Raw genomic sequence first — 24,572 nt, 5'->3', positions numbered from 1 at the left:
CTATCCCTCCTTTTCCTGTTTATTTTTCCGCTCTCGTGTAGCTTTAATCAATTCCGTTCGTTCAATCATCCGAGCCTTCATAATTTCCCAATCTTGCGGCCGATTTGATTGTTCCTGCTTATCTTCCGTTTTCAAGAATGGATAGTGTTGATCTGGTTTAGGCATTTTCTTCGGATCATTAAAACCATAAGCATTTAATTGTGCAGCTTTGTAATCCATCATGGCTTTTTCTTCTAGCTGTTGTTTTCTAATCGCAACATTTGCTTCAGCTTGTATGACTATTTCTTCATAGGTCATTGACCAGTATTTTTCTGCGGGTATTCCTGCTTCTACTGCTTTTGGATACATCTCCTGCAGCAAATCAGAAAAGGAAGAGAAGCCTACACTAGACTCTCTTCCTCGTTTTTCTCTTCCCCAACTAGGTCTTCTTCGTCCGTCTTTTCCGACTCGAAAAAACCTGCCTTCTCCATCAATTCTTGAATGACTTCGAAAAGCTTCATCATCGATCCGCCTTTAGAAATATATTCATCATAAAGTTTCGTCATATCGGCAGACTTGATGTTTGCTGTTTGGTTCGCAGAATGCAAGATAGTTAGCATTTCACCTAATCGCGGCATTTTCATTCCACCGTTGCCAGTCATCATAATTCCAAATAACGATTTACCTAATTTCTTCTCAATGTCTACCGTTGCACTTCCATCTAATACAAGGGATAGAGTTTTAGTTCCAAATTCTACTTTCATTGGTTTCATATTGTTTTTCCTCCTAAGATTTAAATAGGGCCAGAGGGTTATCTCTAGCCCATATAGTTTTCGTTAAACGTTTATGCCCAATCCGGTCCATCTGAAACAGTTACAGACAGCGTAAATTGATAGGCTCCGTTTACTTCACCAGAACCCATTTTCACAGTCACGCCGCCAGTAAATGTGCATTTCGCACCGTCAGGATAAGACAATTCAAATTTTGCTTCTTTTCCTGACGTTTGCACTGCCTTTAACTTTGTAAATACAGCTTTGTCATATAAGAAAGTGAACTCTAATGAATCCATATCTTGAATACCCGAAATATATTTTTTATTTGCGTCTTTTAGCGTCGTAACATCAACTTGTTCTGGATCTCCACCGATTTCAGGAACAGCTTGTAATCCTTCAATTTCAGTAAAGCCAGACTCGGAGCCTGATTTCATTGATAACGCCGTGCCCTTAGTTAGTAAACCGGCAAATAATTGTAAGTTCATCGGTAAAATTTTTGTTTTCTTCATGGTATTTCCTCCTTGTTATTGGTATACAAAAAGCGTTCGATTATCTACCACTCCTCGGAATGTTAGAATCGAACGCTTCAATGCATCTTGATTGCCATCATCACTGGCTGTATTCTTAAATCCAATCTCTTTCAATACTTTAATTATTTCACTCTGTATTGTAGATAGAGATTTGTTTCCGTATAAATCGATTTTTACTGTCCATTCAGTTAGTGCTTCTTTGTCGGATATATCTTTCTTGTGCGGCTTTGCCTTTGTCGAATAAATTGCAGCGGGCATATTCGACCATGTGTTAGGATACTCCGCAGATACGAGCTTCAGCTCAGCGACTTTTTTCAACTGAGCAACAATATCAGACTTTATGTTATAACGCTCTGTCATAGTTTCCTCAGTCCTTCCTTCACACGATCTTTATAAATGTCTTCGGCCATTTCAACCACTTCTTTCATTGACGGATATAGCCAAGGTCTTGCCGGCTGCCCACGAGTCATAAAGAAATCTTGTCCCTTGATAGTCACTCTTGAAATACCGTATACCATCTCAAGGTCAACAGATGTTTTGTGTACAGGAATAAACCACCGTTCAGTAGAATAAACAGGATTAACTCCAGGCGGCAGATCTTTTGGTGACTCTGCTCCGACTGGACCTGTACCAAACTCTCGAAACAATGCTTCCATCTTGTCTGACCACACACGCCCTATTATTTTACCTTTACCATCGATCACGACTTCCTGCTTTGGAGAACCACTTAATTCACCTGATCCATACTTAATTGACGATTGCAGGTGACTTGTTGCTCTTGCCACAGTTTCATCTACAATATCGAATGTCGCTTCAAAAACAGCGTCTTCCATCACTTTAGGAATCGCTCGTATTTTTGACATCAGTCGGTCAGCACCTCTGAACTCAACGCCCATCTTCATCACCTAGTTTCTTCAAGGTCACATTACAATGAGCAGAAAATGTTTGAATGGCAACAATTTCATAGTCTGGTTCTTTATCTTTGCTCACATAAAGACAAATACCATCTTTCTCATTCTTTCCTTCTTTGATTTTGTCACCTTGATACTTGCAAGATTTGATGTATGGAAGACTTTGACCATAGACAGAAGCCATTACTTGTCCTCCTGCGGATTGAATATTCATTTGAATCTCTGTTGATTCATCTGAAAAACCTTCTTGAAAGTTTCCTTCATCATCTTGCCCAGTTAACCGCTCTTTTAAATAAACGGTTGAAAGGTCACGTTTCCTTAGGCGCATGAAAACTCACGACCTTTCCCAGCCTGTGATTATTTAAGCCCGATTTTAATTTAGGCGGAATATCTGTAATAAAGGTATGGGAGACGCCGCCTTCAGAACGAGCAGCATCTCCCTCATTTCCTTCCTGATTCCAAGCAATCACAACTAATTGTCGCGCATAGTAATAAAGGCTATCGTTCATCTGTTCGGTTGTTCGAGCGGTATAATCAAGAATGAGAGTAATCGCGTCCTCTAACATGCCTTTAATTTTAGGTCTTTCCTTTTCCTCAACATCGTCGAGACGTTCCATCAACACATCCGTGTGTTTTTCCAGTAACTCATCATTCATTTTCCTTTACCTTCTTTACTTACCTGTTCCAGTTCTACCAGAAGCCGTGACATTAGGAACATAAAGCTTATGTTTGAATTGAACAATACGAATATTTTTTGGCTCATATACACGTTCCCAATTACTTGCCGTTGCCAATTCGGCATTCGTAGGAGAAGAACCTGCGACAGATTTATTAGTAAATTTCACCCCTCTTGGATGTAACAAGAAGTGTTGGCGATTAATCAAAATATCATCTCCTGCTAAAGCATCACGATCAGTTTCCGTTGGCACAGGAGCCGCGCCGTTTCCTAAACCGATTGCTCCTTCTCCGAAAATATAAGAAGTGAACACATCTCCATCTAACGGCATACCATCATCAACAATGACACGTTTCCCCATATAAGTTGGAATTTTAGTATTGTCAGAAGCTAACAAGAATTCAATTAAGTTTTGTTTTCGTAAATTAGCGTATACTGAAGAATGAACAGCTAATGCTGTTAATTTTTCTTCTGCATCTCCCAGTTTGTAAGAAGCATTGATAAATGTTTCCCCTGTAAATGCTGCATCATTTCCAGTTTCAGCGGAAATATCTAGACTATTTCCAGCCATTTTAGTTGATGTTCCTCCGAACACACCTTTCAATATAGAAAGCAAAGTTACTTGTTGACGACGCGCCCAATAAGCGGCAACTAAATCACCAATTGCTCGCATAGGATCATCACCAGAAAGTGCTTTTGCTAAATCGTTCGCTTTCCAAGCTTTACCACGCATCAATAGAACCGCCTGATCTTGATTCGCGGTGATTTTATCCGTTTCTAATGGATTCGTATCAGATAAGACTTCGTCTTCACCAGTTAAATCAGCCCAAAAAGGCATGTTGATTAGTTTACCACCGGCACTAGCTAGAGCATCTAGCTCCGGATTATGGCTTACAATACCCGATTGGTATAAAGCTGATAATTCAGCTGTACGCTCGATTACATACTTATTAAAAACTTCTGGAACAATAACATCTTCAATTTTTGTTTTTTTAGCGAAAAACTGTAAATTCATTTTTAATTTATCCACGATTTTATCCTTCTTTCTTATTTATTGGCTTGAGCCATTAGCACTTTTGCCCGCTCTGGATCTTCTTTCAAAATCTGACCTTGTTTTGTAAGGTTGAGTGTTTCCTTTTTCCAAGGGTTAACTTCTGGATTTGTTGCATCCCCCAAAGGATTATCAACACTATTTTTTAGTTCTTCTTTCACTTTCTTTTGTAAGGATTTTTCCCAAGTTCCCACAGCTTTTTCCCACGTTGTTTTCAATTTGTTATATGCAGTTTGACATTTATCTGCATCTGACAAATCTAAAAGATCAACTAATTCAACAGGTAAATTATCCTCTGTTAACTGCGTAATTGACTGCGCTCGTAATTCACGCATATTTAGTTCCAATTCTCGCTGATCTAATGCCGCTTCACGCTGTTGGCGATCATAATCCGCTTTTTGTTCAGCATTCATTTGCGCCATTTTTTCAGCTTCTGTTTTCGCATCTTGCCGAACCTTTTCCAATTTCTCATCAAGTTTCGATTGCCATTTTTTGTCATTATTTTCCAAAGCCGTATTGACTGCTTTAGAAACTGCAGCATCAAACTCAGGATTTCCAGCTTCATATGGATTCCTGATTTGTTCGGAATTCTGATCTGAGGGTTGTTCTTCAGCAAAAAGTTGCAGGTCTAATTTCATTAGTAAATTTTTCAATTCAATCTCTCCTATCCCAATCAGTCCTAGCGCACGCAAAAAAAGCAGCCCAGTTTAACCAGTCCACTTGATTTTTGATTGATAGACCCAATCAGTATGTTTGATATTTTCGAACAGTTTAACGCCATATTCAGGGCAGTTAATTATTTTTTTCTGTAATTCCGAAGCTTCTTTTTCTGAAGCTCAATTTCTTTTTTAGAATATCGTTGTTTTAACTTATTCATCCAATCATCATATGTTTCTCTTTGTTCCATGGTAATTGTTTTTCCGCTGATCGGATCATGGGCTATTCGTTTGCCTGTTAGTGATCGTTTGCCAATAATAGCAACAGCAACAGTTCGACACCAAGGATGAAACGGTGGATACGTTCCGGCTTCCCCATTAACAACAGCTTCGGAAACAAGATAAATCTTTCCGTCTTTCTTCTGGCAAATTTCAGATGTTCTTAAATCTAATACAGCAATCAAACGATACTCTTTTACACCTCTGTCTCGCCATGCTTTGAGCTTTGCTTGATTTGCCATATAATTGGCCTCGGTTCGTATTAAACGCTGAACAACACCAATTGAGCGGTCAAATTCAGTCGCTATCGCTTTAGCCATTTCAAACTCGGACATCCCTGTCATAGACTCAACAGTAAATAACTCTTCAAGACGTTTGGCCAATGCTTCAGTATCTTTCCAGATACGTTTTGAATAATTTGAACCATGCCAATGAGAATCAAGAATATTCTTGGTGTACTTAGTTGAAAGCTCCTTGAATTCGTAATCAGTCGATCGAATATCAGGATCATTCCACACCTCAATCGGTACGTCACGTTTTTGCGTCTGTTTAGATGCTTCTATTTTTGAACCATGCTTTTTTCCATTCCGAACACTGATGATCTGATCAGATTTTGTTTGCTCAACTTGCCTTATGATTGTTTCGGCAGTTGTCTCATTATACGAATCGTGAATAACATCAATATAAAATTCAGTCGATTTATCTAGTTGCACAGAAGCAATCTGTTTGGAAACTAAAAAAGACTTGGCTTTCAAGTCTTCAGCTCGTGTTATTCGCTCTTTAAATGCCAATCCATTCAATCGTTTTCTTGCGGACTCTTGAAGTTCAGGATGAGAAACATCATCAGCAAGCTTTCTCAATTCTACTAACTCATCAGGTTGAACAGTTTGATTAAGTAACGCTCTTGTTTCTCCCTCATCCATTCCAGAACGTTGTTTCGCTCGACTAAATAGTTTTCTAACTTGCCTCGTCAAATAACTTTGAGCCTGTCGATAAGCTACAATTATCTTTTGTTCGACTTGTTTCGCAGCGTCATTAATTTTTTTCTCTTGCTTAATCCCTCGATCGAGCCAGTAGGAATCATCTTGTTTTTTCGGCAACTAACTTCCCCCTATCAAAGTTTTTCTGTAGCAGTCCCGGTGGACAAATCATCAAAACCCGACTACGAGAAACTGAAACAGACTCTGCAAACTTGATTGCTTCATCTCTAGAATGAAAAGTTTTTGAATACCCATGGACAGCATACTTCATGTTTGCTGTCCATTTTTTAGATACTTCAACAGAAACATAATTAGGATAGTTTTGTTGAATATCATACAAACCGCATAATAAAGCTTCGACTAACGCATTATCAATCTCATCCGGATTAAGAATGGAAACTTTCTTGTCTTGCAACTTCACGTACGATTTACAAAGTAATTGATTAGTAATCGTGATAAAAAGAGTAGACACACCAGCGCAAACGATATCTTTGCCCGGTTCAGCGTAGTGAGCATGACCAGTAACCTCATAACTAATATACGAGCCGTTACTCTTTATGAACGTTGCTTTGATCATCGTCTTCCTCCTCAGGTGGTTCATCTAAATCCGAATGACTGTCTTCTGCTTGAACGCCCATCACTTTCTTCTGTAGCTCAATTTTTTCTTCCTTTTCTAGATTCAATTGTTCAATTACTTCATCGACATCATCAATATCGGGCAACCACGACAATAAAATTTTTAGTGGCAAAATCCCTGCGTTATAAGCAGTCACAATCTGATTGATTATGTCGCTCGTGTTAATTGGGAGATTAGGTTTTAACTTAATTTTCACTCCTGAAATATCTATCTCTGGCTCTGTGTACCTCAACACTGTTGAAAATATTTCTAAGCGTTGCCTTAATCCCTTAATCATGTATCGAGACTTCACAGACATTAATTGCAACAAACCAAACAATTTATATTTCATTGCCTCACCCGAAACGTTTCCCGCGAACTTCTCATCATTCATATTTGGAACATACGTTACTTTATGAATGTCATCTAGGATTGCATCACGCAACAAAGTCACACTTGATTCATCTAATGCTTTTGTTAGATAGCTTGCAGCTGTATCAGATTTTGAACCTGGAGCTTGGAGCATTTTTTCTTTCTGAAGCTTTTCACCATCACCGTCTTGGAGAACAAACCCCTGAATAAAAAGAATCGCATCAACGAACGCTTCTTTGTCGTTCAGTCGATCCGATTGTAATAAGTTATATGCGTCAATTAATGAGATTGCTTGCTCAAAGTCCCCCTGCTTTTCTTCATTGTTTCTGTACTCAATTACAGGAACTCTTCCAAAATAGTGTGGTAAAGCTTTAACTAACTGATAGGAGCCAAATCCTCTCGATTCAGTTCTATACGTAAGTATCCGATCATCACTGTAATACTTAACAATATAATGGCTAATGCCACCTTGCAAAGTGAATACTGGTTGATAGTGAATCGCAAATAGCGGATTTTTGTCGATAGTGTCATCAGTAACTAAAAAAATCCCTCGTGGATCAATACATTTTATAGATAATTCTGCCTCATCTTTCAAATAAATTAATTCATAACCTATTCCAAAGGTCGATAAATCTTTTTCTAATTCCGTGTCATGTGAAACAATATCAATACGATCATACTCGTCAAGAATAGGCGACAAATCAACTTCTCCAGTTCCTGAATAAGCAACAGGATTGCCAACCATAAAACCAACATTCATATCAACTACATACTTCGCATGATTGATAAGAACTTTATTATTCGGAGCCGATTCGTTCTCTTTTTTTCTAAGCAAGATATCGTGCTTTCCATCATAATAATTTGAAAGTCTTTCTAACCGCTCTAATTGTTTCTGATGTTCTTGCAAGCAGTAATTTAATAGTTCTGCAGAAGGATTTTTCAAATCTCCTGCTATTTCTCTATTTACTACAATCGCCATTTAACTTTATCCCTCCTTTATAGTCCGATTTTCGCTCTATTGCCGATTACTGCTGTATTATTTCTCATATCTTCACTAAAAGCATATCGAGTTGCATCAATCGTATGGTTGTCTTTATCTTCAAGTCTTGGCTTTGGATTCCCATCCTTATCCACTTGGTAATCTATATTTTCAAATTCTCTTGCAATATTTGGTGTTCTCAGCGGGTCAATACAGATAAAATCTAAGTCGTCTAACCATTCTTCCCCGTATTCGACTGAATCAGGTCCTTTTTTTACTCCTCTAATTCTCCGAATCTCATGCTCACTTTGAAGTTCAGCAATTGATTTAGGCTCAGCGGAATCAGCAAATATTTCATCCGATTGATACCCTCTTGCTTTTGCTTGATTTGAGAACTCTCGATTGCTCATTTTTACACCATAGATTTCATCTATAGCGTAAATCCCATTTTTCTTTTTGTCATAATGCCAACGAACGAATGCTAGCGGATCTGTTGCATAACCAAAATCGAGACCATTCCTGATGTTGTCAAAGTTCGCTACCATCTCATCCGTAATACTTCCTGGTTCTACTTGAAGATTATCGAACGGAACAACACCTGAACCGATGGCTTTGCCTAAATACTCCCAATCATAACGCCTCGAATTACGTTCTTTTGTTGCTTCCGCCTCTTCTATAAAGGCTTTGGCTATAAAGGGATTGTCTTTATATGTTGTATGGTGGACATACGTATTTTTTGGCTGAAAACTAGTCTCGTATTTTTTATTTACCCAACTTTGTTTTCTCTTCGGAGGGTTGTAGCTGTAAAAGAACTTATAAAAAAGACCATCTGCAAGCTCTCCACGTAAAAGGGAGTTTGTAATGGTCGTTACATCTTCTTCTGTTTTAAACTCTGCTAATTCTTCTATCCAAGCTATTGCGAATGGAAATCTGCTATCTTTCAAAGATTTTATCCGTTCTGGATTCTGTGCACCCCGAAAGGTAATATAGTTCCCTCTGGGCAGATAGGTAATTCTCATTGGACTTTTATTGATCTTGAAATAGCTCGTTACCCCTTGTTCTTCGATTGCCCACTTCAACTGTTCAAAAACTGATAATTCAATCGTGTTATCGATGAATCTAATAGCAACCGCGTTGACTGGATACCTCATGATTAATTGTATGATTACATGCGCAATATCAGAAGATTTACCTGAACCACGACCGCCTTTTTCAACAATATGAAGAATTTCTGGATCAATTGCTGCTCTCCACGTACTATGAAAAGCTTTTGGCAAATACTCAGATAGTTTAACCATCTGGCTCACCACTGATGTCATCCTTAAATACAGGAGGCTCAATTGAAGTAATCTCCTTCTTATCAACAGGAGCGAATCCTCCACGATCAAGAATATCTTTAGCTGCGTTAAAACGAACCATTTCTGATCTGGCTGCTAAAAGCTTCAACATTGTATTCAACGCTTTACCTGATGACTTACCCATAATAGTTTTTACATATTCATCATAAGCATGAGTGAAATCTTCGTCTTTTAACCAATTGTAAAGTGTCTGTTCGCTTATCTTTAGTTCTTCAGCGATTTCAATCCGCTTTAAAGAGCCTTCGAACAGCAATTCTATAGCCTTATTATGCCTATTAGTAAGTTTCATAAAATCACCTCCAAACTAAAACAAACTAAACGTATTTTCTGATGTTTTCTTGTATATGAGCATCTTTCCAACGGCCGCACCAACAATAGACTAGCTTGCAATGATCAACCTCTACTGGCGTTGCCTCTCTGATCATTTCTACAATCGAATACTTCGCCTTCATTTGAACAGACATCACTACACGTTTATGCTGTCCTTTCATTGGCAGCGGGTATTTATTGTTTAATGACACGTACCAGTAAGTTTTCATTGCTCTATCCCTTTCTGCGTTGCAATGTAAGCGTTATTATTGTATGCTTTATGTATAAATTGTTTACGTTTCACAGATAGATCGCTGCGGAAACAGCGGTCTATTTTTGTGTGTTGAAATACATGGCCAAGGATGATATATTTATAGTTACTTGTTACACTAAAGGGCTGCTGCGGAAACAGTGGCTCTTTTTTGTATTGCTATGTAAACGCTATGATGTTATACTTGTCTAACAACCCTTTAACATCTTTTTCATTTAATTCCTGACCACTATTACCCGGTAGTGGTCTATTTTTGTGAGCAAAATAAAACAGCCTCACGAGGAGACTGCTAGATTCTGTACGTTCCTTCTGGGTCGGCAATCATTTCAACTGCACGATCTAATTTCATTCCCCTAACTTTATTGTTCAATGATTCTTTAGCCTCAACGATTTCTTCAACTGAGACATCTTTTCTTCGAGTCAAGTTTTTCAAATATGCTGTTTCACCCTTGATAATAGCTTCTTGTAGCATTCTCATTCCTCCTCAAAATAAAAAGACCGCCGAAGCGATCTCAATTGATTTTCTATTTTCCCATGCTATAATAGACATAGAAAAAGGACGTGCTGGTAACACGCCCCATGTAGAACCGTTAAAAAGACGGTGGCTTAAATGAATAGTTTTTTTTGTTAAACCATCTATCCTCGCCAAAGTGTTAGATGGTTATTTTTTGTTCTTGTGATCTGTAATCAGCAACACTAACGTCGCAAATGCGATCATCAGTGACAATGCTTGATAAACAGACATGCCTACTCCCTTCTAGGGATAAAGCTATGAACCATAGGCATCACCCCTTTATTCAAGAGATTAGCCACCATCTTTTCACTTTTCTACGCAAATATTATACAAAAAGACTAATAATCATGCTAGTATGTTTTAATTTAACAGCAAAAAAGAACGTGCTGTATGCACGCCCTGTAGAGTTGTTAAGATGAGTAAGATCTTTTTTTAAATCGTTTAAAAAATCATTCTCAAGGTATATCATTTTTTTTTAACTTGCGCAGAGTCATAAAAATGGAGCTACTCATCTTAACTTCTCTACGTTAAATATTATACAAAAGAACATATTCGAAATCTATAAATTTTAATAAAAATTATTTGATAACAATAGACAGCACAGCGAACTTTCAACGGAAATGAAACTTTTCAACTCCATTCATTATTTATTTTTTGTGCCGTCTAGTATTTATCGTCTTGCAAACGATCGAAAAAATTGAAACGAAGAGGAGCTTCCTCCTTTCAAAATTTTCTATGCTAATAAAATATCATGCCTATTTCAATACTTCCATACACAAAATGAGTGCACATTTAGTGAATGTTGAAATTTTCAAAAAAGGGAAAGTTGCTGAGTTTTTCTCCTTTTTTCATCGTAGTATTCAAGCTCTTCTTTTTTTGCTTTTCTATCTAAATGGCGAGCCTCGTAATCATCAATAAATTGAAGCTTACTTCTGATTTCCGCATGCTTTTTTCTTATGTAAGAATCGCTATATCCGGTTTCTTCCACTATTTCTTCCAAAGTTAATCCCTCAATGTACTTCATACGAACAATTTCATTTTCGACTCCTTTGAAAGATTGAATAATGACCAACATTTCCTTTTGTTGTTCTTCTAACAATTCAATCTCATTTTCAATTTGAGTAATATTCTCCTCGAGCAATGACGATCGAGAGTTTTTTTCTATACGTACTTTCGATAAATCACCAGTTGTCCACCGAATCAATTCAAGTTTACTTTTATTCAGATTCCACTTTAAGTAGAGTAACTGTTCTTCCAAATCTTGATAATCCTTTAACCATTGAAATCTCACAATCGCCACTCCTTATGGTATAATTATCTTGTCAGTTTTTATTCATAAAGAGGCGTTGGGAACTTTCCCAGCGTTTTTTTGTACGATCTTGAAACGGAAAAATGAATTTGATAAACTTTTAGTGTGAGCTGGTTTCTAATTTTTCCATATTACCCGAATTTTTCTAGTTCACAAGCCGCTGTTTTTTTACTCAGCGGTCTTTTTTTCTTACTTATCTCCGTGTAAAATAAGACTAGGGCTAGTAATTTTCTTGAAGTTTGAGACCGACAATTTTGACACTGCACTAGCCCAATGAGTTAGGTTAAATAAAAATACAACCCACTTATTATAAGCACAACGACCTAACTCAGGGACCGCTGATATAACTGTTCAGTGGTCTTTTTCTATGGTATCATCTAAATGAGCTAGTTCTTTCCTTTCTAATTTTCGTTAACGTCAAAACCTATTTCATCTAGCTCGTAGACCGCTTTTTTAGTGGTCTATTTTTGTGATAAAACTATTTTGTCTAACGAAAACCAGGCATTATACCTTTCAAATTCATAAAACCTAGGCTTCTTAATTTATTTTTTTGTTATTTCACTTTGATTCACATAGGTGTACAATATATTTGAGCTAGAAAAATCCATAAATAATCCAAGAATACTACACTAGCTTAGGGACTGCCATATGAAAAAGCGGTCCTTTTTATGATACAATTATGAAGAGCTGATATTTTCTTTTGTTGACTACAAACAACTTTCGCAATCGGCTCATTGACCGCTAACTGACTGCCTAGCGGTCTTTTTTTATTGCGCTACTAGGTGTACAATAGTGATGAGCTGGCCCCTCCTTTTTAATCGGGTTAAAAGCATATTTCAATCAGCTCATGGCCGCTGACCAATCCCCAGCGGTCTTTTTTTGTTACAAATTATTTTGTCTAGCGGAAACTAGACGAGAGTTCTTTTCCAAGGCAGCCAGTGGTCGGCTGTCTTTTTTTATTTTTGTTTTAGGTGTAAAATACCTTTGAACTATTCTAATCAGCTACCCATAGTTCATTGACTGCCGTTTCATACCGCGGCAGTCTTTTTTACTATGGCTTCAGTTACCGAATCTTAGTAAACAGAAGTTTTCTCAAAGTCCGGCATTGGACCAAACTTCTTTTCAAACGAACCTTTGGCTTTTCTTGATTCTTCACGTACTAAGTCTATTCCGCTATACTCAATCTTTTTCGCTGCTAAACCTGCATTCTCCTTCATCAATACGAGCATTTTTTCTTTTGTATCACACATGATCATATCAAGTATCGAAATTGGTAATGATAATATCCTTGATCCCGAGTTGAGATCACTAAAAACTATCTCGATAGGATCAATCGGCACCATGACGACGGAACAATCTATACCAGCTATTTTTGCTTTGAAGCCAACTGCTCGATTCCATCCGTTTTCACATGCAAGCCACACGTAATACTCCTGTGGATCAATCACTACTTCACTCATTCTCACACCTACACTTTCTCAACTGTGCCACATTCAATCAATGTAACAATCGCATTCGCTTTATCTTCGCTATCAAATCTCATTACTTCGCCGCTTAAACCGTAGACGAGATGAGGCTGTAATTCATCGAAAAAGTCAACAAAGTACGCTGACCCATTGTCTTCTATCTTAACCACCCACTTCGGCTCTTCCTCGACCTCGTCTGGAATATGAAGTTCAGTAAAATGTCTCTTATACTTTGGAAAATCGTCATCTAGTGGTGTGCCGCAATATGGTGGTTCTTCGACTGGGAAATCCCACCAGAGAACAGGACCAATGTCTTCGTGCCATTTTTCGGCCAAATGAGCAATCACTTTCGTCGGTTCGTCTAGTTGATTAACAATTCCGATAATGTCATCGGAGGCATCATTGTATCCTTCCTTATAATCCGATCTGTCCAGTGACGTCCACGGTTTTGAAAAATCATATTTTTCTTGCTTTATTTTCTCTATAACTTCTCGTATTTCCATTTCATACCTCTTTTCTTACTTGATAGGCTGAATTAGCGTATTATTTACGTTTTATTTTCATTATTTTATTCATAAGGTTATACTATTATTTATCATAAGGAGGTGATAAGCATGGTAAGAAAAATTGGATTTAGTTGGGAATATTTTTTAATTGGATTACTTTTTGTTATAGCTTCTTTAGTATCATTTAATAATCCAGATAGTAGTTTAAAAGCAGTTGTCTACGTTTTTGCCATTGCTGCAGTTTTAAAGGGAATTTTTGAACTGTTTTTTAGACGTAAACTTCATGAATTCACTAATCAAAAATCAACCCTACTAATGATTCTCGGTATATTTGACCTGCTAATTGGTGTATTTTTACTCTTCAATACTAATGCAGGTTTACTAGCCCTACCTTATATTTTTGCTATTTGGTTTATTGTAGATTCAATTATGGGGCTTGTAGGAGCAGATATTTACAAGGTCAATGGATCAAGTTACTATTGGTTTATTCTGATAGTAAATATTATTGGGATAATTGTAGGAATTATGCTCTTATTTAATCCAATTGTTTCAGCATTTACATTAGCATTCTTAGTTGGTTTTTATTTAATGATGATTGGAATTTCTCTTATCGCATATGCGTTTTAAAATAGAGGCTTCTGCCTCTATTTTTATATGATAGGCGTGGTTACCGGAACTATTATTCTTCTGGCAACCCGTTTAGATATTCCTCTTTTTCATATCGTTCTAAAACACGTTTGTATAATGCAATCAATTGAAGAAATTCAGTTCTATTCATCACTGGTGTAATATCTTTGACTCTTTTAATAGCCTCTCTCACCTCTGGAATTGAGACTTGATCTTTCATTCGCCGTCCTCCTTGTATGCTCTCTTACTATTCCATAGAAACGATGACATGTTTAGCTCAATAAAATTACCAATACTCCACTTCCCGCCGAACAACAGAAAACTAATGGGTAGTAAACCCCATATAATATTTAAGAAGTATTGAATCCCTTCTAAGCAGAACTATCCAATCTTCAAGTCCTCAGACTTTACAAACATCCCGTTGATCATTTTCCCGTCTCGTCCTTGTATCTCACCATATGCGTGCATCAAACACTCGTACAGGCTCATATCGCTTTGCAAAGCTAGATTGAGTAATGTTATCACCGAATCGCCTATAGCATCTCCCAATGCGTCTTTATCGTCTCTGACAACAGCAGCGGAAACCTCGCCGATTTCCTCGTAGACTTTTAGCATCTGTTTTTGAGGATCTGCTTTATTGATTCCGCGTTCTTTCGACCACTCTTCGATCATTTGTATTAGTTCGTCCATCATGTTCTCCTAACTCTTTTCGTACGTATTTTCGGATTCAAATTGTATTTCCTCCGACAAAATGCGATCACTTTAAAATCCATTTTTAATTCGTCTCGGATTTCTTTGCTTAACTTCTTTTCAAGCAACATCTTTACGACAGCAGCCTCTAAACCTGGGCGTTTATCTAAATAGCGTTGATACTTTTCATCGTCGCTCATTACAACCGGTTCACGATATTCGATAATTCCCAGCAATTCGTCCCGACGTTTTACTTTTTCTGGATCATTGAACCACTCTGGATTTAGTTCCTCGTCAGTTAGCATAAAAAGTTCACGTCTAGCCTGTCGTTGTTCTGGTGTTTTCTTACGCCTCATGCGGTCACCGCCTTACGTTGCAATCTTTGTAGCATCTCTTTTGCACGTTTGCGCCATTCGGAATACTCTAGCTTTTGCAACGCACTGTATTCGTATCGCCCGTTATAAACCGCTAGCCAATAAATCTCCATGTATCGACAAAAACATTCGTTCGATTCTTTGGTGTCTAGTTTCGTTTGCTCCATGGTCTTTTCAAAGCGTTCTAGTGTTCCCCTCAACTTTTCTCGATAGTCATCGGGTAACAACGAAGTGATTGCGTCTGCTAATTCTAAATCAGTCATTCTATCGCTCCTCCAGGCTGTGAATGTATTGTTCTAAAGCTTGTCGGTCACGTTCATTCAATCGTTTTTTTCTGACATATTCATCGAACGCCATATTGGGCGAAAAGCGGAGTTCCTGCTCGTAATACGTGTACAGTGTTTTTCCGTAGTTTGTAGCTTGTTTTTTCGACGATCTGCTGTTGTTGACGCTGGTTTGCGTTTTGTAATCACGATTTGCTTGCGCAGCCATCGTATCGTATTTATCACGCAATTTTTTTGCGGACAAAATAACCGCTGACCAGAACGGATCACTTGTTGCCCAATCTATCATGTTGCTTACTTGGCTTTCGGTCCGCTTGTCGATCTCGATCATTTTCCGAATATCGTCGGCCCAACGATTTAAATTCGGCTCTTTGATTTCCTGATTCTGACAAATCTGTTTGGATAACTTTTCTGCAAGAATGAAATATATTGAGTCAGGGTCATACACGCGCTTTTTGCGTGTTGACGACGATGTTTTATTGTTCTCATTGTTACTCATTGTTTTAACATTGTTGTTTGTGCTTTTCTGCGGCTTTTCAGTGTCATTTGAGTGGCTTTTTTCTTGTTCCTGATTTTGGTAAATGTCATAATTGACAATGGTTAGAACTGTCTTTTTACTGTCACTTTTTCTAACCAACATTTTGTCTTTCTCCAGCAGGGTTAGAAAATCAGTCACTTTCGTCCTGGACCAGCCCCATCTTTCTGACAATTGTCGGATCGACGTCACTTTTTGACCGCGTTCAACTTCAACCAATTTTCCATCAAATACAAATTTATTGTCTTGGTGATTGGCATCCATTAGCAGATCAAGCCAAGCTTCATATTTTGAAAATACTCTTTTTTCTTGGTATACCCAATGATCACGGATATTTCGATGAAGAGCTATCCAGCCTTTATCAGACATTCGCTTCACCGCCTTCGAATTTGAATTGCTCATCTAATTCCTTAATTTGTTTTCCATTCATGATCCCGATTCTGATTAATTCTTCATTATTTAGATACACTGGATGGATTTCAAATCGAGTCATGAATTCGGTAAGTCCTAATGTATGAATCATCATATGGTGCCTTCTGCATAATGCTGTCAACGGCAACTTCCGATGATCAACTTGACTCCTTTTTCTATTTCCTACAGCTATCAAATGGTGTATATCTGCATGTGATTGCCCACAAATCACGCATTTACGATGCTTACAACAGAGATAGAAGTAATACTGTTCCTTTCGTGGCAACAATTCGTAAGACTTTGGAAATGGCACATTCCACTCAAACATAAAATCAATAACCATTTCTAAGAGGTTGTTTACTTCGCTTACGGTGGCATCAGAACAGTCGGCAATGCTAATCTCGGTGAAATATTTCATTGCATAGGATTCCTTGAAATAGCTGTCTAATTGACCTGTACCAGTACCAGACCATCTATAAATATCACCTAGCAACGCCCAATAGAGCTTACGCTGTTGCACAGTAAATCCTCTAGGATCGGGAATAAACACTCCACCGTTCACGTTGTTTAAATCACCAGAGAATAGTTTGATTAACCGCTCTATATCCAGTGATTCAAACAATTGAACAGTCATTACCCGATTTGTTTCATCGTAGTTAAGCATTTTAAATGGATAATTCATTTAATCCCTCTTAAAATGGGAGATCGTCTGCAGCTATATCAATGCTATTAAAACCACCATTTGCAAAACTTCTTGTATCTCTAACTGGATCAACCCCAGGGAGTGAGTCTTGGAACGTGTTATTATGGGCAATCATATTTGCAGCTTGATCAATCTCATCTTGTCTATGTGCGTTCATTTGTTGCTCAGACGGACGTTCAACACCGTTTGGCTTGCTTCCTTCTGGATCAGTTGGTTTATATGACTTAACTTCCAAATTCCATTTTTTGTTATAGTCACTTTGCTTCCACTCAACAGTTATATTTAGCTTTCTGTTTTTTACTGCTTCAACTAATTGTTCAATACTTTGAATTGGTGTACCATCCGGAACTCCAATCGCGGCTAATAACGTGTTAAATCGTTTAGCAGATAATTCGACATCTTTTTTATCCCATACTATGTTGTTGTATAAGATTTTCCCACCAGCATATTTACCGTCTACAACTTCATAATTTAAAACGGCCATGTCATTAAATGTATTGTTAGTTAACTTATGTTCTGAATCTTCGAGAATTCTAACGTTGTAGCTTCCTGCTTCACTGACTGATTTACCAAATACATTTTTAGAATCTGTTATAAATAGCGTCATTTTTTCTTCTCTTCTTTCTCTTCGATATTGTTATTTATTATCAACTCACTTGCTTCAACTAGCTTGCGCTCATCAAGCCTGTTTTTAGCATGATTCCCATTCTCAGGATCTAAATCGATCAATCGTTTACCACCATCAATGTAAATGCGTCCTACCACATCAAACATTGATGTAAAAGCATTAAACGTCTTCTCGTTCATATCTGGACTAAATCGTCCTTTACCGTCTAATCCAGCAATTCCGTTATCAATTTGATGTGCTGTTGCATAAACTGTTTTATTACTTTCTCTTAGACGTGTTCCTAACTGTCTGAACCACAGTTGCAACTTTTGATAATTTTGTCGGCCATCTTTCGATGCCCCATCAATATTTTCCAGTACTAAATTTTGTAACGCTGTTACGTTGTCTAAAATAATAACCTCGTATTCCGGCTTAATTAATGCGTTATAGACCCATTTAGTTACTAACGCTTGAATATTCGGTGCATCTTGGCTTTCGAGTTGAACGACAGATATATCTTTAGCTTCTCGAATAACATTCGTTGATAAATCGAAGCTAAAAAGCATTTTATTTCCTTCAAATTGTTTTGCGAGTGACGTTTTACCAGTTCCACCATCACCATAAACAAAGTACATATTCGCTTGTTCAGGCACAGAACCATTTGGATAAAATTTCATTGCTAGCCCTCCTCGTAAAATAGTTTTTGTCTAATACTTTTTAATCAAAATGCTTCTGAATCGAAAAATTTATTGAATAACACATTCCTTGCGGAATTTGTTTCGTTATTGTGTGATTTCTCAGAGTACAATGGATTCATGGAAAGGATCCAACGGGAATTTGCTATGCCCTCCTGTAGCTTTGTCTACCTTGCAAAGTCTGTTACCCGAACCACTGTTATCACTACCAACTCATTAGCTGTTTCGATAATGGACTAGACTTTCAGATAGTAGTTTGGAAGGCAGCTTCTAGCTCTTTTATCACCGTATTCTATTAGGCGAGGTTGTGGTTACACAGTGAGCTTCTGGGAAATCCCACAGTATCGAAGCATTTTCCAAAATTTAGATCGAAAGGAGGTCCTTCTTCCATGAAATTATTTGTCGGTATTGACGTTAGTTCTGAAAAGTTAGATGTCTGTTTCCTAACTGACGACGATCAGTTGTCTACATTGTCTGAAATCTCAGTCTCCAATGACATTGAAGGTGCTTCATTAACACGAGAAATGATTCTTGAGTTCAATGAGAATTACCTATTTGATCAAATTATAATTGGCATGGAATCAACGTCCATGTACAGTTTCCATCCTTCAATGTTTTTTCATGAAGACGAGGAACTAAAAAAGCTCAATACGCTTGTAACTATCGAAAATCCTTTTCGAATTAAACAATTTAGACGCATGTTTGATGAAGACAAAACAGATCGTAATGACGCGCTAAGAATTGCTGACTTTCTACGCATTCAACGTTTTACCACGTCTCCTATTAAAGAAGAAAAATACATGGCGTTACAGCGTCTGACCCGAACTCGTTATCAATTAATTAAGCAACTAACTCGTACAAAGCAACACTTTCTTGAAAATCTAACGTACAAATGCAACACACTTGTTCGTGAAATGAAAGACGAATCTACTAGTCTTTTTAGTGCTACAGTGATTTCTCTAATGACAGAAGACTTCACGTTAGATGAACTGGCTGAGCTTCCTTTGGAAGCTTTCAGTGACTTAATCCAAGAAAAAGGAAGAGGTCGTTTCAAACAACCCGAGAAAATTGCCAAGGCTATTCAACGAGCCATCAGATCAAGCTATCGCTTAGGCACTGTAGCCCAAGAATCTATTGATATTGTTCTGGGCGTTCTTGTTTGTGAAATGCGGGCTCTTGAAAAGAATATCAAAGAGCTGGATAAAGCAATTGAACAATTAGTTATAGTCATTCCAGAATATCAATGTTTAACCAGTATTCCAGGAATTGGAAAAGTCTACGCTGCTGGTTTGATCGCTGAAATTGGTCAAATCGAACGATTTGAAGATCAAACAAAATTGGCGAAGTACGCTGGATTAAGTTGGAAAGTTAAACAATCTGGAAACTATCAGTCTCAAAATACACCTCTGACCAAGCAAGGGAATCGATATTTTCGTTATTACTTAGTTGAAGCTGCCAACTCAGTAAAAAATTATCTTCCTGAATATAAAGCTTTTTATCAAAGCAAGTATAAAGAGGTACCTAAACACCAACACAAACGAGCACTCGTCTTAACCGCAAGAAAATTTACGCGTTTGGTGGATACGCTACTACGTAACCATCAACTCTACACGCCACCAAGGAGCGTGATAGATAAATAACAATTTGTTATTGACGCAAATCCTTGAAACGCCCGAAAAAAATTGATTTTAGTCGGGTTTAGTTCAGTGCGCTTCAAAATAGTCTATTCAATAAAAATAATCTCAAATTTCATCTTGACTTATCACCATTAGACTTCACGATGACTTTTTCACCTTGCGGAATAACTTTTACGCATTCGATCAATTCACCGTCAGGGCTTATTACACGCCCATCTTCTAGAACTTGAACAGCTTTCTTAAAATCTGCTTTGTTTACAGTTTCTGTCACTTTTATAAATTCAGTGAGTCCTAATTTTTTTAAAGTGTCTACCGCATCAGCGCGATATTCCCATAAATCTGCTTGTTTACGCGTGTTTACCGTTCCATGCGGTGTTTTGATTTTTACCTTTGGATCGTTTTTCCGTAGCTCACGCAGATAGTCTGCTAATTTATGTTCAAAAAAATCAATGCTATCTTGGTTACTTTGCGTTTCCTTTGTTTCCCATTCAGCAATACGTTCACGTTCTTTATCGGCAAGCTGATAGATTTCCTTATTCGCTTTTTTTAAAGCAGCGATTTTTCTAAATGCCCAATCGGCACTTTCTAAACTATCAATTTTCCAACCGTGCGACTCATCTTTTAGAACCTCACTTGCTTCTAACTCTTCGAGTTCATATTTTTCTAAGGCGTTCAATTCCATCCCTCCATACTTTCGGGCTTATCTTCTGCCCCTGATTGAGTAACATTTATGAAAACGTGGTTATCAGGATCAGCCATTGCAGTGTCATAATCGAAACTCATTCGAATTCACCTTTCCTAATACGTTCAAGGACATCTGGAATATCGTTTACATCATTAAGAACAAAGGTATGATCGGGCATAGTTTTCCCCGTTTCCATCCCCAATGCCTCTAATCCTGCATTCCTTAATAGTTTCACGGGAACCAGTAACTTGTTGTCTAATTCACTTTCTTGAATCGCTAAGAGTGCAGCTACATCGGGTAATCCACCAACAAGCAGTTGTAAAATATTCGCTTCTTTATGGAGTGTACAAAGTGCTGATACACCTTCCTTTTCACATTCCCGTTGTAGTTCTTTCAATAAATTTTGAATTTTTTCGTTAATCATGTTATTCTCTCCTTAGAAATATATTTTTTCATTTGCTCACTAATTGCTTGTCGGCGTAGTGAGCCTTTTTTTGTTTTTCGATAATTTGCTTTGCTAACAAAATGGACTCATGATAGTTATAATATTCTCTATTTGCTTTTTCCATTAGCTTTATGTGTTCCTCATAACTCATCTTCTCACCCCTTTCAATTTGATATAATGGTTTAAAAACTGGATGGTGGAATTATGAAATCTTCTGATTGGATTCAAGTTATTGCTATTTGCCTTACTCTTATTGTGTCTGTCATTTCAATTGTTCAATCGAATAGATCAATTAAATTAACAGAAAAAACTATAGAAGAATCTAACAGGCCGTATGTATCTGCATATGTGGATATAATAGATACAACATTTTTTGCAAAGTACTTAGTTTTAAAAAATTTTGGAAATACAATGGCCACTATATCTAAGCTTACGTTTGAAGGTCTTGAAGAAGACCAAGTAAACAGAAATCGTCAAATGAAATCTTTAGTTGGCGGGTCAATAGCGCCAAACCAGAAATTTTCCACTGCGGTTGAACCTGACTTTAGAGGAAACGTAATAGTTCAGATTACTTATTCAGATACTCAGGGGAAAACTTATAAAGATATTTTTCACCTTTACTTTGGTCAAACTACAGATATGATGTGGCAAAAAGATACTTCAAAAAATCGCTCTGAAGAGGCTAAAGCCATAAATAACGCTGCTCATGCAATAGTAAAAACTCTTAAATAGATCACTTCTTTCTCCTTTTTAATCGCTTAAGTGTCTTATGGTTATCGACCATTATCGGAATTGTTATAACCAATGTTAGTGAAATTGCAACAATTAAAATGTAATCTCCAATATTCATCTTAGTCAGCCCCCTCGGCTGGCTTTTTCTTTTCCCATCCGATCGCTAGGAGAAAGATTCCGATGTATCCATAAGCTGCCAGCATACTAAATTTTGAAAAAACTGGGATAGCTAACATGCACATGATTGTTGTAGCTAGGTTGATTTGTTTCATTTTCTCCTCTCCACTTAAACAATCTCTAATCCATCAACATTATCAGCATTCAAGTAAGCTATTTCTTTTTGCCGTGCTGTTAATCGCAATTGGTAGTCTTTTAAGTTGCTTAATGACACGATTTCTATAACTTGTTTTGCCCTAGTAAAATCAATGCGGCGAATATCATAGTATCTCGGTACATTAAAAGTTTCTTTTAATCGCTTGTAGATGATTCCGCGGAAGTGCCCAACTTTAGCCAAAAACAAATCATCTGACACTTTATGATCGAAGTATTCTTTTGCTAAATCCCATGCTTTCTTCCCAACTGCTGACTGAATTTCTGCTCCTTCGTGACGGTTCAATGTGATACTATCTCGCAATTCTTGAACATCCTTCGTAATTTCCTCCTTCATCTTAGAAACGTCGCTCTTGATTAGGCGCATTTCTTTCACCAAAACTAATTGATTTTCTAGGGTTTTCTCTAGTTCTAATAGCTGATTACTCATTGATAACCTCTCCTTCCAATATGTTGTTTTTGCTGATTAATTTTAAGTCTGATAAAAATTTCTCCAACCTTTCGGTTAGAAAGTCTAGCTCTCTTTTTGCAAGTCCATCCCGACTGATTACTTCTGACAAATCCTGATAGATTAGAGCGCTCGCCTCTGACAATAACTCATTCGATTTTTCTAATACATCTGATAGATTCTTGTAGTTGGAAATAAGTCGCTGGGTTTCACTCAGTTTGTCTTCGGCTTGGTTGATCGCCTTTGATAGTTGTTCATACTTAGACGATTTCTCATCCACTTCTTTTCGTTCGGCTAACAAATCTCTATAGTTTGATTCTAGTTGCGAACTTCGTTCTTCTAATTGTGAATAGGATTGTTTCAAATTTTCGTAATCATCCGGAACTTTTTCAACAACCACTTCCTTTTCAATGACTCTTGGTTGTTGAACACTCATGTCATTGATCACTTCTGAAAGGTTATCGATTTGTTCATCTTTCTTTTTTAGTTGCTTTTCTAATTCACGATATTCCTTTGTGGTTTTTATATCGCCAGATAGAACTAACTCGACTGCTTCAGGTTGAGCTGAAGGTTTAGAAACTTCTGTTCTCAAGGTCATCGGAAGTTCTTGGAATATATTGATTTGTTCTGATTCGTCCATTTGATGGACGAATTTCGCTTGATTAATGTAGTTGTAAACTGTTTGTTTTTTTAACCCGATTGACGAAAACCACTTCTCGAATGTGCCAGAATTGTATTTTGCTAATTTTTCTTGCGCCTCGATCAGTTTGTCACCAAGTTGAATCGAACCATTCAAAACGATTGTCCTCATTTCCTGCTCTTTAACTTTGAGAAAGCTAGCAGTCCGATCATCCACTATTGAATAGTCGAACAAATTTTTTACTTCATTCAATTTTTAACCTCCTCTGATTTTCCAAGTAATTACTAGGCAAGATCGACTGTTTATCGGCGGTTTGACCTCGAACTACGAAGGCCTATTTGATGCTAGTGATAGCAATTATTTACGTCAGAAAATTTATCGCCGTTAGCTGTCACAGGTTGCACTTTATCCCATTTTTTTGATTAATCGTGATTGAAACTGTTTCTTTATCAATCAGTTCTGTCACGATTCTTTTTGCCTCGATTGTGTTTTTCACCTCAACATTGCTTCCGCATTTTGAATTTCCTTTATGAATTTTGATTTGTTGATCTGAACAACGCTTAACATATTCTTCATATGCTTGTTCATATTCTTCTTTTGAGACTGGCGGATATTTGAAGCTCAAACCTTCGAATATATTTCCGGTCTCTTTTGATTTATCATCATTCATGCTGTCGCCTCCTTCAAAATTTCTTTAGGCGTTACTTTTTTAGTTCTGTATTTGTTCTCATCTTTCCATCGTAAAAACCAAATGAACGTATGGACATGAATGAAAGTTGTTGAATGTCCTGGCCTGAGAATTCCTTCTTTGAATTCGTCGATGGCTTCCATCTCTTTGCAGTACTCAACGAGAGTTGTCTTCGACATCCCGTGAAACATTTTTAGGATTAAGCCCTGACGATACCAGTCGTCTGGTTTCATATTCTTTTCTGCGGATTCGATTAACTCTGCTAACGTCGGCTTCTTCATGATTTCAACCTCCTATCTGATTTTGTATCGTGATATGATATCCGTGATCTGCTTCCAATGGTCTTCTGGATTGTTCAATATTTTTCGTAGGTACTGCTCAGTAATATTCAAAGCGCTAGCAACATCTGGTATGCTCCAACCATTCGCTTTGAAATGATCCAATATTTTTTGTCTTGTCTCCTGTGCATTAGCCATCTACGCTGCTCCTTTCTATGTTGAAATGTA

At 37.4% G+C, this 24,572-nt stretch carries 40 protein-coding genes; 3 read left to right on the top strand and 37 right to left on the bottom strand.

Annotated features, from left to right (window positions below; translation table 11 throughout):
* The 20 genes from OMU_RS02180 to OMU_RS02090 all read right to left on the bottom strand — a co-directional run bounded on the left by OMU_RS02180 (nucleotide 1) and on the right by OMU_RS02090 (nucleotide 13,532).
* A complete protein-coding gene (locus tag OMU_RS02180; protein ID WP_010743582.1) occupies nucleotides 1–348 on the bottom strand; it encodes a hypothetical protein in 348 nt (115 codons plus the stop codon).
* 32 nt (nucleotides 349–380) lie between these two features.
* A complete protein-coding gene (locus tag OMU_RS02175) occupies nucleotides 381–752 on the bottom strand; it encodes a DUF6096 family protein (RefSeq protein WP_016178325.1) in 372 nt (123 codons plus the stop codon).
* A 71-nt stretch (nucleotides 753–823) separates the two neighbouring features.
* A complete protein-coding gene (locus tag OMU_RS02170) occupies nucleotides 824–1,261 on the bottom strand; it encodes a phage tail tube protein (RefSeq protein WP_010743584.1) in 438 nt (145 codons plus the stop codon).
* Nucleotides 1,262–1,276: 15 nt separating this feature from the next.
* Nucleotides 1,277–1,642 carry a hypothetical protein gene (locus tag OMU_RS02165; protein WP_016178324.1) on the bottom strand — a complete coding sequence of 122 codons (366 nt, stop codon included), beginning with the start codon at nucleotides 1,640–1,642 and terminating at the stop codon, nucleotides 1,277–1,279.
* Nucleotides 1,639–2,178: a hypothetical protein gene (locus OMU_RS02160; RefSeq protein ID WP_016178323.1), complete on the bottom strand. Its 540-nt coding sequence runs from the start codon at nucleotides 2,176–2,178 to the stop codon at nucleotides 1,639–1,641. Before OMU_RS02160 ends, OMU_RS02165 begins: the two co-directional genes overlap by 4 nt.
* Nucleotides 2,168–2,521 carry a hypothetical protein gene (locus OMU_RS02155; RefSeq protein WP_010743587.1) on the bottom strand — a complete coding sequence of 118 codons (354 nt, stop codon included), beginning with the start codon at nucleotides 2,519–2,521 and terminating at the stop codon, nucleotides 2,168–2,170. Before OMU_RS02155 ends, OMU_RS02160 begins: the two co-directional genes overlap by 11 nt.
* Nucleotides 2,502–2,849 carry a phage head-tail connector protein gene (locus OMU_RS02150; RefSeq protein ID WP_010743588.1) on the bottom strand — a complete coding sequence of 116 codons (348 nt, stop codon included), beginning with the start codon at nucleotides 2,847–2,849 and terminating at the stop codon, nucleotides 2,502–2,504. Before OMU_RS02150 ends, OMU_RS02155 begins: the two co-directional genes overlap by 20 nt.
* Before the next feature lie 15 nt (nucleotides 2,850–2,864).
* Nucleotides 2,865–3,899, bottom strand: a complete 1,035-nt coding sequence (locus OMU_RS02145) for a major capsid protein (RefSeq protein WP_010743589.1) — start codon at nucleotides 3,897–3,899, stop codon at nucleotides 2,865–2,867.
* Nucleotides 3,900–3,916: 17 nt separating this feature from the next.
* On the bottom strand, nucleotides 3,917–4,573 hold the full coding sequence (locus tag OMU_RS02140) for a DUF4355 domain-containing protein (RefSeq protein WP_010743590.1): 657 nt from the start codon (nucleotides 4,571–4,573) through the stop codon (nucleotides 3,917–3,919).
* A gap of 143 nt (nucleotides 4,574–4,716) precedes the next feature.
* Nucleotides 4,717–5,955, bottom strand: coding sequence for a minor capsid protein (locus OMU_RS02135; RefSeq protein ID WP_016178322.1), 1,239 nt, complete (start codon nucleotides 5,953–5,955; stop codon nucleotides 4,717–4,719).
* The gene (locus OMU_RS02130; RefSeq protein WP_016178321.1) at nucleotides 5,936–6,412 is read right to left on the bottom strand and encodes a ribosomal-processing cysteine protease Prp; all 477 of its coding nucleotides are present in this window, start codon (nucleotides 6,410–6,412) and stop codon (nucleotides 5,936–5,938) included. The genes OMU_RS02135 and OMU_RS02130 overlap by 20 nt, the downstream gene beginning before the upstream one ends.
* The gene (locus tag OMU_RS02125) at nucleotides 6,384–7,802 is read right to left on the bottom strand and encodes a phage portal protein (protein ID WP_010743593.1); all 1,419 of its coding nucleotides are present in this window, start codon (nucleotides 7,800–7,802) and stop codon (nucleotides 6,384–6,386) included. Before OMU_RS02125 ends, OMU_RS02130 begins: the two co-directional genes overlap by 29 nt.
* Before the next feature lie 17 nt (nucleotides 7,803–7,819).
* The gene (locus tag OMU_RS02120) at nucleotides 7,820–9,100 is read right to left on the bottom strand and encodes a PBSX family phage terminase large subunit (RefSeq protein WP_233421612.1); all 1,281 of its coding nucleotides are present in this window, start codon (nucleotides 9,098–9,100) and stop codon (nucleotides 7,820–7,822) included.
* Nucleotides 9,093–9,449, bottom strand: coding sequence for a phBC6A51 family helix-turn-helix protein (locus OMU_RS02115; RefSeq protein ID WP_010743595.1), 357 nt, complete (start codon nucleotides 9,447–9,449; stop codon nucleotides 9,093–9,095). The genes OMU_RS02120 and OMU_RS02115 overlap by 8 nt, the downstream gene beginning before the upstream one ends.
* Nucleotides 9,450–9,474: 25 nt before the next feature.
* Complete coding sequence (locus OMU_RS02110; protein ID WP_016178319.1) at nucleotides 9,475–9,699, bottom strand: hypothetical protein; 225 nt, start codon at nucleotides 9,697–9,699, stop codon at nucleotides 9,475–9,477.
* Nucleotides 9,700–10,029: 330 nt separating this feature from the next.
* Nucleotides 10,030–10,212, bottom strand: a complete 183-nt coding sequence (locus OMU_RS02105; RefSeq protein ID WP_010743597.1) for a hypothetical protein — start codon at nucleotides 10,210–10,212, stop codon at nucleotides 10,030–10,032.
* A gap of 189 nt (nucleotides 10,213–10,401) precedes the next feature.
* Nucleotides 10,402–10,485 (bottom strand): putative holin-like toxin, encoded by an 84-nt coding sequence (locus OMU_RS23625; RefSeq protein ID WP_219924597.1) that lies wholly within the window; start codon nucleotides 10,483–10,485, stop codon nucleotides 10,402–10,404.
* Nucleotides 10,486–11,065: 580 nt separating this feature from the next.
* Nucleotides 11,066–11,545 carry an RNA polymerase sigma factor sigma-70 region 4 domain-containing protein gene (locus OMU_RS02100; RefSeq protein WP_010743598.1) on the bottom strand — a complete coding sequence of 160 codons (480 nt, stop codon included), beginning with the start codon at nucleotides 11,543–11,545 and terminating at the stop codon, nucleotides 11,066–11,068.
* A gap of 1,091 nt (nucleotides 11,546–12,636) precedes the next feature.
* Nucleotides 12,637–13,023: a hypothetical protein gene (locus tag OMU_RS02095; protein ID WP_016178318.1), complete on the bottom strand. Its 387-nt coding sequence runs from the start codon at nucleotides 13,021–13,023 to the stop codon at nucleotides 12,637–12,639.
* A gap of 8 nt (nucleotides 13,024–13,031) precedes the next feature.
* A complete protein-coding gene (locus OMU_RS02090) occupies nucleotides 13,032–13,532 on the bottom strand; it encodes a hypothetical protein (protein ID WP_016178317.1) in 501 nt (166 codons plus the stop codon).
* 111 nt (nucleotides 13,533–13,643) lie between these two features.
* Here OMU_RS02090 and OMU_RS02085 point away from each other — a divergent pair, with 111 nt between their 5' ends.
* Nucleotides 13,644–14,162, top strand: coding sequence for an HdeD family acid-resistance protein (locus OMU_RS02085; protein WP_016178316.1), 519 nt, complete (start codon nucleotides 13,644–13,646; stop codon nucleotides 14,160–14,162).
* 52 nt (nucleotides 14,163–14,214) lie between these two features.
* Here the strand turns inward: OMU_RS02085 and OMU_RS23300 are convergent, their stop codons facing one another.
* The 8 genes from OMU_RS23300 to OMU_RS02050 all read right to left on the bottom strand — a co-directional run bounded on the left by OMU_RS23300 (nucleotide 14,215) and on the right by OMU_RS02050 (nucleotide 18,443).
* On the bottom strand, nucleotides 14,215–14,382 hold the full coding sequence (locus OMU_RS23300; protein WP_016178315.1) for a hypothetical protein: 168 nt from the start codon (nucleotides 14,380–14,382) through the stop codon (nucleotides 14,215–14,217).
* A 161-nt stretch (nucleotides 14,383–14,543) separates the two neighbouring features.
* Nucleotides 14,544–14,852, bottom strand: coding sequence for a MazG-like family protein (locus OMU_RS02080; RefSeq protein ID WP_016178314.1), 309 nt, complete (start codon nucleotides 14,850–14,852; stop codon nucleotides 14,544–14,546).
* On the bottom strand, nucleotides 14,852–15,208 hold the full coding sequence (locus OMU_RS02075; RefSeq protein ID WP_010743600.1) for a hypothetical protein: 357 nt from the start codon (nucleotides 15,206–15,208) through the stop codon (nucleotides 14,852–14,854). Before OMU_RS02075 ends, OMU_RS02080 begins: the two co-directional genes overlap by 1 nt.
* On the bottom strand, nucleotides 15,205–15,489 hold the full coding sequence (locus OMU_RS02070; protein ID WP_010743601.1) for a hypothetical protein: 285 nt from the start codon (nucleotides 15,487–15,489) through the stop codon (nucleotides 15,205–15,207). The genes OMU_RS02075 and OMU_RS02070 overlap by 4 nt, the downstream gene beginning before the upstream one ends.
* 1 nt (nucleotide 15,490) lies before the next feature.
* Nucleotides 15,491–16,414, bottom strand: coding sequence for a hypothetical protein (locus OMU_RS02065; RefSeq protein WP_010743602.1), 924 nt, complete (start codon nucleotides 16,412–16,414; stop codon nucleotides 15,491–15,493).
* On the bottom strand, nucleotides 16,407–17,138 hold the full coding sequence (locus OMU_RS02060) for a putative HNHc nuclease (RefSeq protein WP_016178313.1): 732 nt from the start codon (nucleotides 17,136–17,138) through the stop codon (nucleotides 16,407–16,409). Before OMU_RS02060 ends, OMU_RS02065 begins: the two co-directional genes overlap by 8 nt.
* 10 nt (nucleotides 17,139–17,148) lie before the next feature.
* Nucleotides 17,149–17,766 carry a DUF669 domain-containing protein gene (locus OMU_RS02055; RefSeq protein ID WP_010743604.1) on the bottom strand — a complete coding sequence of 206 codons (618 nt, stop codon included), beginning with the start codon at nucleotides 17,764–17,766 and terminating at the stop codon, nucleotides 17,149–17,151.
* Nucleotides 17,763–18,443: an AAA family ATPase gene (locus OMU_RS02050; RefSeq protein ID WP_010743605.1), complete on the bottom strand. Its 681-nt coding sequence runs from the start codon at nucleotides 18,441–18,443 to the stop codon at nucleotides 17,763–17,765. Before OMU_RS02050 ends, OMU_RS02055 begins: the two co-directional genes overlap by 4 nt.
* Before the next feature lie 407 nt (nucleotides 18,444–18,850).
* Here OMU_RS02050 and OMU_RS02045 point away from each other — a divergent pair, with 407 nt between their 5' ends.
* Nucleotides 18,851–20,101: an IS110 family RNA-guided transposase gene (locus tag OMU_RS02045; RefSeq protein WP_016178086.1), complete on the top strand. Its 1,251-nt coding sequence runs from the start codon at nucleotides 18,851–18,853 to the stop codon at nucleotides 20,099–20,101.
* A gap of 109 nt (nucleotides 20,102–20,210) precedes the next feature.
* On the opposite strand, the gene OMU_RS02040 is transcribed toward OMU_RS02045, so the two are convergent.
* From OMU_RS02040 to OMU_RS23295, 3 genes are all read right to left on the bottom strand, one after another.
* Nucleotides 20,211–20,780 (bottom strand): host-nuclease inhibitor Gam family protein, encoded by a 570-nt coding sequence (locus OMU_RS02040; protein ID WP_248620882.1) that lies wholly within the window; start codon nucleotides 20,778–20,780, stop codon nucleotides 20,211–20,213.
* A 97-nt stretch (nucleotides 20,781–20,877) separates the two neighbouring features.
* Nucleotides 20,878–21,207 (bottom strand): hypothetical protein, encoded by a 330-nt coding sequence (locus OMU_RS02035; RefSeq protein WP_010743608.1) that lies wholly within the window; start codon nucleotides 21,205–21,207, stop codon nucleotides 20,878–20,880.
* 28 nt (nucleotides 21,208–21,235) lie between these two features.
* Complete coding sequence (locus OMU_RS23295) at nucleotides 21,236–21,379, bottom strand: hypothetical protein (RefSeq protein WP_010743609.1); 144 nt, start codon at nucleotides 21,377–21,379, stop codon at nucleotides 21,236–21,238.
* Nucleotides 21,380–21,432: 53 nt separating this feature from the next.
* Here OMU_RS23295 and OMU_RS02030 point away from each other — a divergent pair, with 53 nt between their 5' ends.
* Nucleotides 21,433–21,960, top strand: coding sequence for a hypothetical protein (locus tag OMU_RS02030; RefSeq protein ID WP_010743610.1), 528 nt, complete (start codon nucleotides 21,433–21,435; stop codon nucleotides 21,958–21,960).
* Nucleotides 21,961–22,079: 119 nt separating this feature from the next.
* On the opposite strand, the gene OMU_RS23290 is transcribed toward OMU_RS02030, so the two are convergent.
* The 6 genes from OMU_RS23290 to OMU_RS02005 all read right to left on the bottom strand — a co-directional run bounded on the left by OMU_RS23290 (nucleotide 22,080) and on the right by OMU_RS02005 (nucleotide 24,542).
* A complete protein-coding gene (locus tag OMU_RS23290) occupies nucleotides 22,080–22,232 on the bottom strand; it encodes a hypothetical protein (protein ID WP_010743612.1) in 153 nt (50 codons plus the stop codon).
* A 14-nt stretch (nucleotides 22,233–22,246) separates the two neighbouring features.
* Nucleotides 22,247–22,720: an ORF6C domain-containing protein gene (locus tag OMU_RS02025; RefSeq protein ID WP_010743613.1), complete on the bottom strand. Its 474-nt coding sequence runs from the start codon at nucleotides 22,718–22,720 to the stop codon at nucleotides 22,247–22,249.
* Nucleotides 22,713–23,630 (bottom strand): hypothetical protein, encoded by a 918-nt coding sequence (locus tag OMU_RS02020; RefSeq protein WP_010743614.1) that lies wholly within the window; start codon nucleotides 23,628–23,630, stop codon nucleotides 22,713–22,715. Before OMU_RS02020 ends, OMU_RS02025 begins: the two co-directional genes overlap by 8 nt.
* 139 nt (nucleotides 23,631–23,769) lie before the next feature.
* The gene (locus OMU_RS02015; protein ID WP_010743615.1) at nucleotides 23,770–24,048 is read right to left on the bottom strand and encodes a hypothetical protein; all 279 of its coding nucleotides are present in this window, start codon (nucleotides 24,046–24,048) and stop codon (nucleotides 23,770–23,772) included.
* Nucleotides 24,045–24,347, bottom strand: a complete 303-nt coding sequence (locus OMU_RS02010) for a hypothetical protein (RefSeq protein ID WP_010743616.1) — start codon at nucleotides 24,345–24,347, stop codon at nucleotides 24,045–24,047. The genes OMU_RS02015 and OMU_RS02010 overlap by 4 nt, the downstream gene beginning before the upstream one ends.
* A 12-nt stretch (nucleotides 24,348–24,359) precedes the next feature.
* The gene (locus OMU_RS02005) at nucleotides 24,360–24,542 is read right to left on the bottom strand and encodes a helix-turn-helix domain-containing protein (protein WP_010743617.1); all 183 of its coding nucleotides are present in this window, start codon (nucleotides 24,540–24,542) and stop codon (nucleotides 24,360–24,362) included.
* Between the last annotated feature and the right edge of the window lie 30 nt (nucleotides 24,543–24,572).

It is taken from the genome of Enterococcus avium ATCC 14025 (assembly GCF_000406965.1).
In the GTDB taxonomy this organism is placed as follows: domain Bacteria; phylum Bacillota; class Bacilli; order Lactobacillales; family Enterococcaceae; genus Enterococcus_A; species Enterococcus_A avium.
The sequence above is the reverse complement of the archived record's forward strand: the minus strand, read 5'-3'. Positions and strand labels throughout refer to the sequence as shown.

What these genes read in the sequence shown, in the direction of transcription:
- OMU_RS02180 (WP_010743582.1), bottom strand. Translation starts at nt 348, where the DNA reads ATGTATCCAAAAGCAGTAGAAGCAGGAATACCCGCAGAAAAATACTGG.
- OMU_RS02175 (WP_016178325.1), bottom strand. Translation starts at nt 752, where the DNA reads ATGAAACCAATGAAAGTAGAATTTGGAACTAAAACTCTATCCCTTGTA.
- OMU_RS02170 (WP_010743584.1), bottom strand. Translation starts at nt 1,261, where the DNA reads ATGAAGAAAACAAAAATTTTACCGATGAACTTACAATTATTTGCCGGT.
- OMU_RS02165 (WP_016178324.1), bottom strand. Translation starts at nt 1,642, where the DNA reads ATGACAGAGCGTTATAACATAAAGTCTGATATTGTTGCTCAGTTGAAA.
- OMU_RS02160 (WP_016178323.1), bottom strand. Translation starts at nt 2,178, where the DNA reads ATGGGCGTTGAGTTCAGAGGTGCTGACCGACTGATGTCAAAAATACGA.
- OMU_RS02155 (WP_010743587.1), bottom strand. Translation starts at nt 2,521, where the DNA reads ATGCGCCTAAGGAAACGTGACCTTTCAACCGTTTATTTAAAAGAGCGG.
- OMU_RS02150 (WP_010743588.1), bottom strand. Translation starts at nt 2,849, where the DNA reads ATGAATGATGAGTTACTGGAAAAACACACGGATGTGTTGATGGAACGT.
- OMU_RS02130 (WP_016178321.1), bottom strand. Translation starts at nt 6,412, where the DNA reads ATGATCAAAGCAACGTTCATAAAGAGTAACGGCTCGTATATTAGTTAT.
- OMU_RS02125 (WP_010743593.1), bottom strand. Translation starts at nt 7,802, where the DNA reads ATGGCGATTGTAGTAAATAGAGAAATAGCAGGAGATTTGAAAAATCCT.
- OMU_RS02120 (WP_233421612.1), bottom strand. Translation starts at nt 9,100, where the DNA reads ATGGTTAAACTATCTGAGTATTTGCCAAAAGCTTTTCATAGTACGTGG.
- OMU_RS02115 (WP_010743595.1), bottom strand. Translation starts at nt 9,449, where the DNA reads ATGAAACTTACTAATAGGCATAATAAGGCTATAGAATTGCTGTTCGAA.
- OMU_RS02110 (WP_016178319.1), bottom strand. Translation starts at nt 9,699, where the DNA reads ATGAAAACTTACTGGTACGTGTCATTAAACAATAAATACCCGCTGCCA.
- OMU_RS02105 (WP_010743597.1), bottom strand. Translation starts at nt 10,212, where the DNA reads ATGCTACAAGAAGCTATTATCAAGGGTGAAACAGCATATTTGAAAAAC.
- OMU_RS23625 (WP_219924597.1), bottom strand. Translation starts at nt 10,485, where the DNA reads ATGTCTGTTTATCAAGCATTGTCACTGATGATCGCATTTGCGACGTTA.
- OMU_RS02095 (WP_016178318.1), bottom strand. Translation starts at nt 13,023, where the DNA reads ATGAGTGAAGTAGTGATTGATCCACAGGAGTATTACGTGTGGCTTGCA.
- OMU_RS02090 (WP_016178317.1), bottom strand. Translation starts at nt 13,532, where the DNA reads ATGGAAATACGAGAAGTTATAGAGAAAATAAAGCAAGAAAAATATGAT.
- OMU_RS02085 (WP_016178316.1), top strand. Translation starts at nt 13,644, where the DNA reads ATGGTAAGAAAAATTGGATTTAGTTGGGAATATTTTTTAATTGGATTA.
- OMU_RS23300 (WP_016178315.1), bottom strand. Translation starts at nt 14,382, where the DNA reads ATGAAAGATCAAGTCTCAATTCCAGAGGTGAGAGAGGCTATTAAAAGA.
- OMU_RS02080 (WP_016178314.1), bottom strand. Translation starts at nt 14,852, where the DNA reads ATGGACGAACTAATACAAATGATCGAAGAGTGGTCGAAAGAACGCGGA.
- OMU_RS02075 (WP_010743600.1), bottom strand. Translation starts at nt 15,208, where the DNA reads ATGAGGCGTAAGAAAACACCAGAACAACGACAGGCTAGACGTGAACTT.
- OMU_RS02070 (WP_010743601.1), bottom strand. Translation starts at nt 15,489, where the DNA reads ATGACTGATTTAGAATTAGCAGACGCAATCACTTCGTTGTTACCCGAT.
- OMU_RS02065 (WP_010743602.1), bottom strand. Translation starts at nt 16,414, where the DNA reads ATGTCTGATAAAGGCTGGATAGCTCTTCATCGAAATATCCGTGATCAT.
- OMU_RS02060 (WP_016178313.1), bottom strand. Translation starts at nt 17,138, where the DNA reads ATGAATTATCCATTTAAAATGCTTAACTACGATGAAACAAATCGGGTA.
- OMU_RS02055 (WP_010743604.1), bottom strand. Translation starts at nt 17,766, where the DNA reads ATGACGCTATTTATAACAGATTCTAAAAATGTATTTGGTAAATCAGTC.
- OMU_RS02050 (WP_010743605.1), bottom strand. Translation starts at nt 18,443, where the DNA reads ATGAAATTTTATCCAAATGGTTCTGTGCCTGAACAAGCGAATATGTAC.
- OMU_RS02045 (WP_016178086.1), top strand. Translation starts at nt 18,851, where the DNA reads ATGAAATTATTTGTCGGTATTGACGTTAGTTCTGAAAAGTTAGATGTC.
- OMU_RS02040 (WP_248620882.1), bottom strand. Translation starts at nt 20,780, where the DNA reads ATGGAATTGAACGCCTTAGAAAAATATGAACTCGAAGAGTTAGAAGCA.
- OMU_RS02035 (WP_010743608.1), bottom strand. Translation starts at nt 21,207, where the DNA reads ATGATTAACGAAAAAATTCAAAATTTATTGAAAGAACTACAACGGGAA.
- OMU_RS23295 (WP_010743609.1), bottom strand. Translation starts at nt 21,379, where the DNA reads ATGAGTTATGAGGAACACATAAAGCTAATGGAAAAAGCAAATAGAGAA.
- OMU_RS02030 (WP_010743610.1), top strand. Translation starts at nt 21,433, where the DNA reads ATGAAATCTTCTGATTGGATTCAAGTTATTGCTATTTGCCTTACTCTT.
- OMU_RS23290 (WP_010743612.1), bottom strand. Translation starts at nt 22,232, where the DNA reads ATGAAACAAATCAACCTAGCTACAACAATCATGTGCATGTTAGCTATC.
- OMU_RS02025 (WP_010743613.1), bottom strand. Translation starts at nt 22,720, where the DNA reads ATGAGTAATCAGCTATTAGAACTAGAGAAAACCCTAGAAAATCAATTA.
- OMU_RS02015 (WP_010743615.1), bottom strand. Translation starts at nt 24,048, where the DNA reads ATGAATGATGATAAATCAAAAGAGACCGGAAATATATTCGAAGGTTTG.
- OMU_RS02010 (WP_010743616.1), bottom strand. Translation starts at nt 24,347, where the DNA reads ATGAAGAAGCCGACGTTAGCAGAGTTAATCGAATCCGCAGAAAAGAAT.
- OMU_RS02005 (WP_010743617.1), bottom strand. Translation starts at nt 24,542, where the DNA reads ATGGCTAATGCACAGGAGACAAGACAAAAAATATTGGATCATTTCAAA.